General features: G+C 30.9%; 8 protein-coding genes and 1 other annotated feature (1 of these 9 running past the window's edge). All 8 genes read left to right on the top strand.

Annotated elements, in window-relative coordinates; translation table 11 throughout:
* Positions 1-259 (top strand) — a binding site (T-box leader); it begins 6 nt to the left of the window's first position.
* A gap of 152 nt (positions 260-411) precedes the next feature.
* The 8 genes from K7H06_RS17920 to K7H06_RS17885 all read left to right on the top strand — a co-directional run bounded on the left by K7H06_RS17920 (position 412) and on the right by K7H06_RS17885 (position 12,529).
* Positions 412-1,872 carry a sodium-dependent transporter gene (locus K7H06_RS17920; protein WP_223037378.1) on the top strand — a complete coding sequence of 487 codons (1,461 nt, stop codon included), beginning with the start codon at positions 412-414 and terminating at the stop codon, positions 1,870-1,872.
* Positions 1,873-2,071: 199 nt separating this feature from the next.
* Positions 2,072-2,611: an ECF transporter S component gene (locus K7H06_RS17915; protein ID WP_223037377.1), complete on the top strand. Its 540-nt coding sequence runs from the start codon at positions 2,072-2,074 to the stop codon at positions 2,609-2,611.
* A 19-nt stretch (positions 2,612-2,630) separates the two neighbouring features.
* Entirely contained in the window at positions 2,631-3,560 is a 930-nt protein-coding gene (locus K7H06_RS17910) for a radical SAM protein (protein WP_223037376.1), read from the top strand.
* 13 nt (positions 3,561-3,573) lie between these two features.
* Positions 3,574-4,449, top strand: a complete 876-nt coding sequence (locus K7H06_RS17905) for a pyridoxamine kinase (RefSeq protein WP_223037375.1) — start codon at positions 3,574-3,576, stop codon at positions 4,447-4,449.
* A 274-nt stretch (positions 4,450-4,723) separates the two neighbouring features.
* Positions 4,724-5,611: a Rossmann-like and DUF2520 domain-containing protein gene (locus K7H06_RS17900; RefSeq protein WP_223037374.1), complete on the top strand. Its 888-nt coding sequence runs from the start codon at positions 4,724-4,726 to the stop codon at positions 5,609-5,611.
* Positions 5,612-6,445: a 3-methyl-2-oxobutanoate hydroxymethyltransferase gene (gene panB, locus K7H06_RS17895; protein WP_223037373.1), complete on the top strand. Its 834-nt coding sequence runs from the start codon at positions 5,612-5,614 to the stop codon at positions 6,443-6,445.
* A 323-nt stretch (positions 6,446-6,768) separates the two neighbouring features.
* The gene (locus tag K7H06_RS17890) at positions 6,769-7,728 is read left to right on the top strand and encodes a phosphotransferase family protein (RefSeq protein WP_223037372.1); all 960 of its coding nucleotides are present in this window, start codon (positions 6,769-6,771) and stop codon (positions 7,726-7,728) included.
* Positions 7,706-12,529, top strand: coding sequence for a nicotinate-nicotinamide nucleotide adenylyltransferase (locus tag K7H06_RS17885; RefSeq protein ID WP_223037371.1), 4,824 nt, complete (start codon positions 7,706-7,708; stop codon positions 12,527-12,529). Before K7H06_RS17890 ends, K7H06_RS17885 begins: the two co-directional genes overlap by 23 nt.
* Positions 12,530-12,609 lie beyond the last annotated feature (80 nt).

Raw genomic sequence — 12,609 nt, 5'->3', positions numbered from 1 at the left:
GTGAAGACGGAGAGAAAAATATTATGTGTTTAACTACAGAGAGCTAACATTTGCTGAGAGTTAGTGTTAAAGCTAGTATGTAATGATCACTCCCGAGCTGCCGAGTCGAAAAGAATTCTGAGTAGATGAGGATGGTCGCCTCCAATATAAGGCTAGGGTTCAAATAAGTATACAATATACTTTATTTCGACCGGAATAATGAGGCAATATTTTATTGCGAAGTAGGGTGGTACCGCGAATAGTATCTTTCGTCCCTATGAATATTCGATGAATGTTTATAGGAATGGAAGATTTTTTTATTGAAAAAAAGAATGCGCATTCGAATTTATAAATAAAACGCAGGAAGCCACAAATAATACTTAGAATTTTTAAAATTTTCAAAATGTTGAAAACGGAAAGGAATGACAAAAAATGAAAAGAGATAGTTTTGGGTCAAGGTTAGGAATCTTGGCAGCAGCAGCAGGGTCTGCTATAGGATTAGGTAATATATGGAAATTTCCTTTTATTACAGGACAAAATGGAGGAGCAGCATTTATATTAGTTTATTTATTTTGTATTGCATTAATAGGATTACCTGTTATGGTATCAGAATTTGTATTAGGTAGAAAAACACAATCAAATGCAGCAGGTGCTTTTAAAGCAATCGAACCAGAAAAACCTTGGTATTTATCAGGATATATAGCTATTGGGACAGCATTTATCATTTTATCTTATTATGCTATGATTGCAGGTTGGATTTTTTCATACTTAGGTAGGTCTATTACAGGAGAATTAATCACTATAGCGCCAGAACAATTGGGAGATTATTTTGGTGGAGTGATTGGAAGCAATATTGAACCTATGTTTTGTACTTTCTTAGTAATTGCATTTACAGCTTTCATGGTTTTATCAGGAGTTAAAGATGGTATTGAGAAGTATAGTAAAATATTGATGCCTGTATTATTAGTTATATTAGTAGGACTTATGATTCGTTCGGTAACTTTAGATGGAGCTTCAAAAGGATTAGAATTTTTATTTAAACCTGATTTTTCAAAGCTTACAACAAAAGGTGTACTTGAAGCTTTAGGACATGCATTTTATTCTTTAAGTTTAGGAATGGGAATTATATTAACTTATGGTAGTTATATTAATAAAAAGGAAAATATATTAAAATTAGCATTTCAAGTAACGATTGCAGATACTTGTATTGCATTGATGGCAGGTACAGTAATTTTTCCAGCAGTATTTGCATATGGATTAGAACCAAATGCAGGACCAGGACTAATATTTATCACATTACCAGCAGTATTTAGAGAAATGCCATTTGGTGCGGTATTTGAAACATTATTCTTCTTACTTGTAGGAATTGCAGCTCTTACATCTACTATTTCATTATTAGAAGTAGTTGTGGCATTTGTTACAGAGCAGTTTAATCTAACAAGAAAGAAAGCAACTCTTTTATTAGCTGTAGTAATTTACTTAGTATCTATTCCAAGTGTATTATCTTTTGGAGCATGGAGTGGAATCACTATGTTTGGTGGAAAAACATTCTTTGATGTATTTGACTATACAGCATCAAATATACTTTTACCATTAGGTGGCTTATTCGTATGCATCTTTGTTGGATGGGTATGGGGTACTGAAAATGCAGTAAAAGAGATTACGAGCAATGGATTATTTGCATTTAAATATAAAGGGTTATATGATTTAATCATTAAAATAGTAGCACCAGCAGCTATTACTGTAATCTTCTTAAATGCGAATGGATGGTTAAGTAAACTTGTACCAGAAGGACAAATGGGTACAGTCATGTTTACAGGATTTGGAGCAATTGTGTTTATTGGAATGATTGTATTAAATAGAAGAAATAGAATGAAAAAAGCTGATTTTTAAGGAATTAAAAAGATCAAAACCCCCTTGTTACTAGATTTTAGTAGCAAGAGGGTTTTTTTAGTTTGTTTCAAACGATACAATTAAGGATGGAGTTTAAATTGTATTCTTTGTTGCAATACAATTCAAATTAACATATAATAATATTAGAAAAAATAGGAAAAAATAATAAATTGTATCGATGTAAAAGGGGGAGAACTTAATGAATCATTGTTCAAAGAGTGTGCAAGGGAATAGTAAAACTAAAGAAATCGTTTTATCAGGATTGTTTATCGGGATGGTTTTTATTGCTACTATGTTTATTAATATCCGATTACCTATTGCTATTAATGGTGGATTGATTCATTTAGGAAGTGCTATGGTAGTGATCATTACTCTTTTGTTTGGAAGAAAATATGGGACTATTGCGGCGAGTTTTGGTATGTGCTTTTTTGATTTACTTGGGGGATGGGTGCAATGGGCACCATTTACTTTTCTAATAAAAGGATCTATGGCATACCTTATGGGAACTATTGCATATGCTTGTGGAAGAGAAGGAAATGATGTATTATGGAATATATTGGGGATTGTAGTCGGAGGTATATGGATGATTGTAGGTTATTATGTAGCAGAAGTTATTTTATTTGGGAATTGGGTTGCGCCGATTACGTCTATACCTGGTATGGCAATACAAATCTTTGCAGCTATGCTTTTTGGATTACCTATTGCTACTGCATTGAAAAAAACCAAAATACATATATAAAATAAAAGGAGATAAAAAAATGAAAACCTATCAATATTTATTTGGACCAGTACCATCAAGGAGAATGGGTTTGTCTATAGGCGTTAGTCCTATTCCTAGAAAATGCTGCAATTATTCATGTATATATTGTCAGCTTGGAAGAACAAATAAGCTGACCAATACACGTCAAAGCTTTTTTAAGACAGAAGAAATTTTGAAGGAATTTGAAGATTATTTAAAGGAAGAAATAAAATTTGATGTAGTAACAATTGTAGGAGAAGGAGAACCTACGTTGTATAAAGATCTAAAAGAACTTATATTGGGTCTTAAAAAATTGACAAAAAAGCCTGTTGCTGTTATTACGAATGGTTCTCTTTTATATGAAAAAGATGTACGAGAAGCCTTGTATGAAGCAGATATTGTACTTCCTTCTTTTGATGGCTACGATGAAGAAAGTTTTAAAAAGATTGATAGACCTTTTGGAAGGATAAAATATAGGCATGTATATGAAGGATTAATTACTTTTTCAAAGGAATATAAGGGACAATTGTGGATAGAAACTATGATTATGAAAGAGATTAACGATCATGAAGAAGCTTTATTGAAAATAAAAGATTTGTTAAAAAACATAAATTATAATAGATTATATATTAATACCCCTGTAAGACCACCAGCGGAAAAGTGGGTAGAAGCTGCATCAAAAGAATCAATAGAGTTAGCAGTGAATTTGTTAGGAGGTATATCCATAGATATGCTTGATTCAGAAGGGTTTTATAGTGAAGAAAAAGATGACTATAAAGCGATTCTTAGTATTATTAAAAGACATCCTATGAATCAATATGAAATTGAAAGCTTCTTAAAATCTAGAAAATGTGAGAAAATAGAAGAGATATTTGAAAAACTAAAAAATGATGAAAATGTTGAAGTGGTAGACTACAAAGGATATACTACCTATCGATATGTATCGTAAAGGGGGAGGATGTATGCAAAAACCTGTAAAAAGAGTTGCTGCAATTCATGATTTATCTGGTTTTGGAAGAGCGTCTTTGACAATGATTATACCTATTTTATCTACTATGAAGGTTCAAGTCTGTCCTATGCCTACAGCAGTTTTATCTACCCATACTGGAGGATTTGAGGATTTTAGTTTTGTAGATTTGACGGATACCATGGAAAGCTATCTTCATCATTGGGAAAAAATTGGGATAGATTTTGATTGTATTTATAGTGGCTTTTTAGGATCAACGAAGCAGATTGATATTGTCTCCAAGTTTATCGACGTATTTGGAAATGATGATAATTTAAAAGTGGTTGATCCAGTGATGGGGGACAATGGCAAAATGTATGCTACTATGGATCAAGAAATGGTTGAACATATGAAAAGGCTTATTGGAAAGGCAGATATTATTACCCCTAACTTTACAGAAGCTGCGTATCTACTTGGAGAATCCTATGAAGAAGGTATTTCAGAGGAAAAAATGAAGGAATGGCTTGTGAGATTGTCAGATATGGGGCCTAAAACTGTGATTATTACTAGTGTTCCAGATGGTAAGGAAAGCAAAAATACAAGTGTTATTGCTTATGATAAAAAGGTAAATCGATTCTGGAAAGTAAGCTGTTTATATATTCCAGCCCATTTTCCAGGAACAGGAGATGGGTTTACGAGTGTATTAGTTGGAAGCTTGCTTCAGGGAGATAGTCTACCTGTGGCGTTAGATCGTAGTGTGCAATTTATTACATCAGCTATTCGAGCAAGCTATGGTTTTGATTATCCACAAAGAGAAGGGGTACTTTTAGAAAGAGTTCTTGAAAATTTAAATATGCCTGTACTCATGAGTAGCTATGAATTGTTAAAATAACTATTTGAACGAAATAATATTATATGCTACAATGACCTTAGTTGACATCGAAAGAGTCAAACTATTATTTTTAAATTTCAAAATGAATATGGGAAATAACGTATTTTGCACTGATCCATTGGACAGGGACGAAAGAGGTTATTAGAAGAGTATCTTGATGTAGAAAAATTTTACACAAGGTATTTGTTGTGACTTTGTATTGAAGCCCTTTTTGTGTCCAATTGGATGTAAAAAGGGTTTTTTGATTTTGAGAAATTTTGATTGGAGGGATTATTTGAAGATAGGATTTATTGGAGCAGGTAAGGTAGGAACATCATTTGGAATATATTTAAAAAATCAGGGTTTTGAAATTTATGGATATTTTAGTAAAACCTTTTCATCAGCTGAAAAATCTGCAAAGCTTACAGGAAGCAAAGCGGTTTTAGATGAGACTGACCTTGTAAAGAGTACAGATATTTTATTTATTACTACAAGTGACGATGCTATTACTAAAGTTTGTGATGATTTAGTAGAAAGAAATGTATTATCTGAAGGAAAAATTCTTGTCCATATGAGTGGAGCATCTTCTTCAAATATTTTAAAAAGGGCAAAGAAGTCTGGGTGTTTTATTTATTCAATGCATCCCTTGCAAGCATTTGCAGATATAGAAAAGGCTGTAGATGATTTAAAAGGTACTTATTTTAGTATTGAAGGGGATAAAGAAAAGCTTCATGTATTAGAGGATATGCTAAAAAAACTTGGGAATCCTTATTTTAAGCTAACGGCGGAGCAAAAGAGCATTTATCACGTGACAGCTTGTGTTGTATCAAACTATCTAGTAACCTTAATGGATTATGGATTGTATTTATTTGATACGATTGGGATTGATAAAAGAGAAGGTTATAAGGCATTATTGCCTCTGATTGAGGGAACAATCAAAAATATTAATGGTTTAGGAACGAAAGATGCTTTGACAGGACCTATTGTACGGGGAGATGTAGGAACGGTTAAAAAACACATAGAAGAATTGAAAAATTTAGAGCATTTAGGGACCGTTAAGCAAAATATAGGAGTTTTAGATTTTTATAAAATAATGGGAGTAAAAACTTTAGAACTAGCAAAGAAGAAAGATGAAAATAAAGACTTTGAAGAGCTAAAAAATATTTTAAAAGAGGTGGAATAAATGGCAAAAAAATTTACAGTAAGTTCATTTCAAAAGGCAAAAAAAGATGGAGAAAAAATATCTATGCTTACGGCATATGATTATTCTACAGCAAAGCTTTTAGATGAAGCAGGAGTAGATAGTTTATTAGTTGGGGATTCTTTGGGAATGGTTATGCTTGGATATGAAAATACTTTACAGGTAACAGTGGATGATATGATTCATCATATCAAGGCTGTTTCAAGAGGGGTAAAACGTGCCATGGTCGTAGGGGATATGCCATTTTTATCTTATCATGTTAGTGTAGAGGAAAGTGTAAGAAACGCAGGCAGATTGATACAAGAAGGTGGAGCTCATGTAGTAAAGCTTGAAGGTGGAAGGGATGTAATTGATCAAGTAAAAGGAATTGTAAAAGCACAGATTCCTGTTATTGGGCATTTGGGACTTACACCACAATCTATCAATATGTTTGGAGGATTTAAGGTTCAAGGAAAGAGTGAAGAGGCAGCAAAAAAAATCCTTGAAGATGCATTGTTGTTACAAGAAGCAGGTGTGTTTTCCATTGTGTTAGAATGCGTTCCAGAAAAATTAGCCAAGCTTATCTCTGAAAAACTAGAAATTCCTACCATTGGTATTGGAGCAGGCAAATATTGTGACGGACAAGTTTTAGTAACACAGGATCTATTAGGAATGTATACGGATTTTACACCGAAGTTTGTGAAAAAGTATGCTAATTTAAATGAGTCTATTGTAGAGGCTACGAAAAGTTATATAGAAGAAATCAATACGGGTGCATTTCCAAGAGAAGAACATACCTTTAAGATTGATGATGAAGTGATTAAGAAGTTATATTAGCACTAAAAAAACCGTTATGCAAACTGAATTTGCGTAACGTTTTTTTTATTTACTTCACTATTTTTTTTATAAACTTAGTGAATAGTAAGTGATTAGAGAAAGAAGTCATAAACTTCTTTGTTATATGAATCAATTAGAGCATTTTTAACCAATGGATTTGCAAGTAATTGTATACAAAAATTCATAAATACTTATGCAAATGGAGAGAATTCTGGTAAAATGATAGAAAGAAAATTCGGAGTTTTGCAAGAAAAAAGTTTGAATATAACACGGAGTGATGGTTTATAACTAAGTTAAGAAGGTGGATTGGGAGTTGATTATTATTGGATGGATCTATGGAATATGAAGCAAGAAAAATAATTCACAATGTTTTTCATAAAAAAGTTTCGATAAAGCCTGTAGGGAATCATCATTTACAGAGACATATGGTTTATGTTGTGACAGACGAAAATAAAAATGCTGTGATTTTTAAGCTTTATTTTAAGAAAAACAGATGGAATAGAGAAGTAGCAGCATTAAAGCTTTTGCAAGAAAGTAAAATAAAAGTACCTAAGATTATAGATTATGGAATATGCCATGAAAAAGAATGGATGATTACAGAATTTATTGAAGGGAATACTTTTTCAAAAATCCAAGAGAAAATCAGTGCTCAAAATCAATGGAGTATATTTAAAGAAATGGGAAAGGAATTAGGAAAAATTCATAATTTAAAAACCTTTGATTTTTTTGGAAATTGGGATGAAGATGGAAACCCTTTAGAAGATGGAAAATGCTATAGAAAAGTTTTTCAAAATAAGTATGATACGGTAGTGAAAACGTTATTTGAAAAAAATCTTCCCAATAGAAAGCTTCATGAAAAATGGGTAAAATACATACAGGAAAAAATATACATTCTAGAAGATGTAAAAACAGCTGTATTGTGTCATAATGATTATGATATGAGAAATGTAATGATCAAAAAAGTACAAGATAGATGGAATCTTGCAGGGATTATTGATTTTGAACAAAGCTTTCCATGGGATAAGGATTTAGATATGGTTTATTTATATTATATCCTTTCTTTAAAAAAGAGTGGATATGAAGAAGCTTTTCTAGAAGGATACCAAGAAACAGCTAAAATTGAGGAAAGTTTTTATAAAAAAATGAAATTTTATTTAGGGTATATAGGACTTTATATATGTAGTTGGACTTATGATATAGCTCCAGATCATTATATGAATGGGTTAAGGATTTTAAAAGGACTGATGAAGGAGGGGAAAGATGGAGAATTTATTGGTGGATAGATTATACAAAAATATTTCAAAGGAATTATTAAAATTTGGTTTTTCGAAAGAATATATACAGGGTGAAAATTTACATGGAAAAATCAAAGAAATGATAGAAAAGAAAGATTTTACATGTGGAAGAGTACTTAATTTATGTGAAAATATAATGAATTCTTTGGCAAGAGAGAATGCACCCAGAAAATGGTTATATTATATTTATCAGTTTGTTCTTAATAAATCATTTCCAAAAGCCGTTGATATTGAGTTGAATACTGGATTAGATAGGCCTTGTAGAATTTATTTAAAGGTATTATCTATTGTTTTAGAGTTTGAAAAAGAAATACTTGACCCTATATATACGATTGAGTTTTTGACGGAAAAAGAAGAAAAAGAAATAGAAAGTATTCATGAATATAAAAAGTTTAAGAGGGCTTTTGAAGAAGATTGTATTTATGAAATGATGAAATTAAATAAAGAAGTCATTGGATACAATACACTAGATCATATATGTGGGGTTCATAATCTAGCACTTTTTATAGGAAGACAGCTAAAAGAGATGGGAGTTCCTGTAGATTTAGGAAGAGTTTCAGGGTCGGCAGCAGGTCATGATATAGGAAAGTTTGGATGTAGAGAAAATGAAAGAAAAAGAACACCCTATCTCCATTATTATTATACAGACCAATGGTTTGAAACAAAACATATTACATACATTCGAAATATTGCTGTGAATCATTCTACTTGGGATTTAGAGCTTGAAAATTTATCATTAGAATCTCTGATATTAATTTATTGTGATTTTCGTGTAAAAAAGAAAAATGGTAAAATGCATATATTTAGTTTAAAAGAATCTTTTGATGTGATTCTAAAAAAATTAGATCATGTAGATGAAGCAAAGGAAAAGAGATATCATCGAGTTTATGGAAAGTTAAAAGACTTTGAGGAGTATATGATTCATCTAGGAATTCATACAGATATAGAAGATGAAAATATTTGTATACCATTAAATATGGAAAATATACAGTATGCTTTAATGCAAGGAAAAGAAGTAATAGAAAATATTAAATATCTATCTATTCAACACAATATAAAGTTAATGCACAAATTAAGAGATGAGTCTTCTTTAAATGCTATTTTAGAGAGTGCTAGAAGTGAAGAAGATGCAAATAACTTACGAGGGTACCTTTATGTATTTGAAGAATATTCTACTTATATGACTCAGAAACAAAAAATGATTACCTTAAATTTTGTATATGAATATTTGATGCATGCACAAGAGGATATAAGAAAGCAGTGTGCAGAAATTATGGGTCTTTTAATTGCAAATTTTGATGAGTCCTATAGAAAAGAGGTTCCTGAAAATGCTGATTTAAAGACCTTTGAGGTGAGTAGCAATATTTTACTTGATAAATATTTGCAGCTATTAATTGATCCAGATCCTCAAACGATACCTGTTCATCGCATTTATTTAGGACATAGTATTTCAAATATGATTAAGTCTCTATTTTACCATTGTTCTAAAAATCAAGCAGATGATTATATGTCAGTGCTACTAAAATATTATGAAAAATATTATGAAGATAAAGAAATAAATATACATTTATTAGAAACGGCTAGATATTTTCCTTTTAACAGTTCTTACGAGGATACAGTAAATCAATTAATCGAGTTTATTCAGAAGATGCTTTTATGCAGTAATTCTGACTTAAGGTTGTATGCCTTTGAGACAATTTATTATATATTAAAGAAATTTCAACATGATTCAAAAATCGTTTATGTTTTTAAAAACATATTGACGAAAAACATACAAAATAATCAATCCTTTGCAGAGAATTATTTGTTATTTAAAATGTCAAAATATATTGATCTAGATGAAAAGTTTATTGAAAAATATAAAGAAGATAAGCAAAAAATATCAGATATGTTCCTAAGCAATTTAAAAACCTCTACTAGATCTGTAGTGAAAAAAGTACAGATAGATTTTTTGCTTCAATATACAATGAACCATTTAGAGCAAACAGGACTTTATACTGCTCTTCATTATTGCAACATTTTAAAGGTTAGTGCCAGTGAAACTGTAAGAAATCATGCTGGGAAGGCACTACTTACCATTGTTCCTCATATACCCTTTGAGCAGAGAAATGATGTAGTGATTGAACTTCTTCGTGGGCTAGAAGTAGAAGGATACCAATTTGCAAAGTATATACCAGATTATCTTGGAAAGCTGATTCTTTATCTAAAGCCTATAGAGCTTGATGAGTTGATGAAGGATTTGGTTGAAAAAATCAAACAGGTGAACCCACAAACTAATACGCTCCTCCTTAAGACCATAGGTGTGGCTACCCAAAATTATCATAAGTATAAAGATTTATTTCAAGAGAAAGAAGAAAAATATCATGTACGGTTTGTAAAAATGCTTGGAATATTGCAAAATGGATTGGTTCATTACAATAATCAAGTAAAACAAACAGCTTTTAGAGTGATTGGGAAGGATGTTTTTGGCTCAAAAATTCTTACATTAGAGCAAAAAAATCATATATTTTTATTGAGTGCAAAAAAATTACTTACATTAATAGGAGATGAAAAGGAAGATAATAATTTAACCTTTTTTACCCATGCTGGAGGATTGAATTATATTTATCGATTCATATCTGACTATATCTTTTATAAGGGAGCAATAGAACTTAAGGTACAAGAAAAAGTTGCTTTTTTCCCAGGAACCTTTGATCCATTTTCTTTAGGTCATAAAGAAATTGCAAAAGAAATTCGTTCTCATGGTTTTGAGGTATATTTGGCTGTAGATGAATTTTCTTGGTCTAAAAAAACCCAGCCTCATTTTATGAGAAGAAACATTATAAAAATGTCTATAGCAGATGAATTAGGGATTTACTTATATCCACAAGATATACCTGTAAATATATCTAATCCATATGATTTGAAAAGATTAAGAGAATCATTTCCCTATTCAGATGTACATATTGTTGTGGGGAGTGATGTTGTTTTAAATGCTTCTGCCTATAAAAAGAAAACAGATGAAGATTCTATCCTTTCTTTTTCTCATGTTATTTTTGAAAGAAAGAGCACATCCTTTCTTAAAGAAGAGGACATAAGAATAGATGAGGCTATAAAAAAAATAAATAATAAGGTAGTAAGATTATCTTTACCACCACAATATGAGGATATTAGTTCTACTCAGATTAGAAATTATATTGATCAAAATAGGGATATTTCAAGTTTGATTGACCCTATTGCACAGAATTTTATTTATGAAAAAGGTTTGTATAGAAGAGAACCTAGATATAAAACATTGGTACAGACAAAATCTGTATCCGTAGAAATACATAATCAATTAACAGATACATTTTTGAGAGAACTAGCTAATTTATCCTTTATGAAATTTGATAAAGCATATGAGAAACTAAAAAGTTTTTCAGAAAAATTAAATCCAAGAATACTGCTTTTACGTTCTGTTGAAAGGAATGGAGAAATCCTTGGATTTGCAACTTTTCATTGGCTTCGTTCAAGTATGATTTTTAAGGAGTTTCAAGATGAAAGTATTTCAGAGTATGTAAGAAGGCATGCTGTTGGAAGGATATTGGTAATAGATGGTATTTTCGTGAATGCTAGAACAGAATTCAAAAATATGGAACAAATGATGCTAACAGAAACTTTTGCTTATGCCCTTCCTAAAGATTATACTTATGCCGTTTATAAGAATATGATAGAAGGATTTATTTCTAAACCGATGCATGATGTACTAAAATGTCAAGGATTTGAGGATATTTCCCATAGAGGAAATTCTGTTTTTGCAGTAAATATGACTCAGCCATGTACCTTGTATTTAAATATAGAATCTATTATAAAAGAACCATTTAGAAGTAATAAACATGTAAGGAAGGTTATAAGAAGTTCTAGAAGAAAACTTCAAGAAGCTATTACAAAACTTTATCCTGGGCATTTGGTTTTATCCTTTGATTGGAACATGGTATATGAAAATTTAATCACTAAAATTTGTGAGGAAAATGGTGTTTCTACTATTCCAACGATCCCGAGAAAATTAGGAGATAGCATGTGTGTTCCCTTTGGAGAAATACTAAAGGGTGCTACTATTCCCAATACAGTAACAAAATCTATGCATACAGAGAAAGTTTTTGAACCAGATGTGAAAAAATTCCATGTTACTGCCTATCCTTATTATCTACATCTTGATGATCAAGTGAAGATGATTCGTTCTTTTAATAGACCGGTGATTTTAGTAGATGACTTATTGAATAAAGGATATAGAATTAAAGTGATTGATCCTATTTTTAAGGAAGAAAATATTCATGTGAAGAAAATTATTGTAGGGATTCTTTCAGGACGTGGTAAAGAACTGATGGATATGCAGCATAGAGAAGTAGATTGTGCTTATTTTATACCAAAGCTAAGAGTTTGGTTTAACGAAAGTTCTTTATATCCATTTATTGGTGGAGATACGTTATGGAGGGGAGAGGATCTTAAAACAAATTTAGTACCATCTGTTAATTTGATACTTCCTTATACAGTGCCTACGTTTATTCGAAATGCATCAAAAAATACTATTTATCAGCTATCTCAAGTATGTCTCGAGAATGCAATGGATATAGTAGTATCCCTAGAAGAAGCCTATCAGAAAAAGCATGAAAAAAGTCTGAGCTTGAGACATTTAGGAGAAGTATTTATTTCACCGAGATATCCAGATCACGGAAAAGATGTGTATTATGACATGAATTTGAGTCCTTCTCATTATTTGAAAAATGATTTAGAATATCTAAAACGCTTGAAAAGTCTTATGATGGATTAATCGTTATGCAAGTATAAAAATAATATTTTTTACTGAATTTTTATTTAGATTTTGTTTATATTTATTAATACAAAAAAATA

Origin of the sequence: Crassaminicella profunda, assembly GCF_019884785.1 — a bacterium.
In the GTDB taxonomy this organism is placed as follows: domain Bacteria; phylum Bacillota; class Clostridia; order Peptostreptococcales; family Thermotaleaceae; genus Crassaminicella; species Crassaminicella profunda.
Note: the sequence above shows the minus strand (reverse complement) of the source record. Positions and strands in the feature narration are given on the sequence as shown.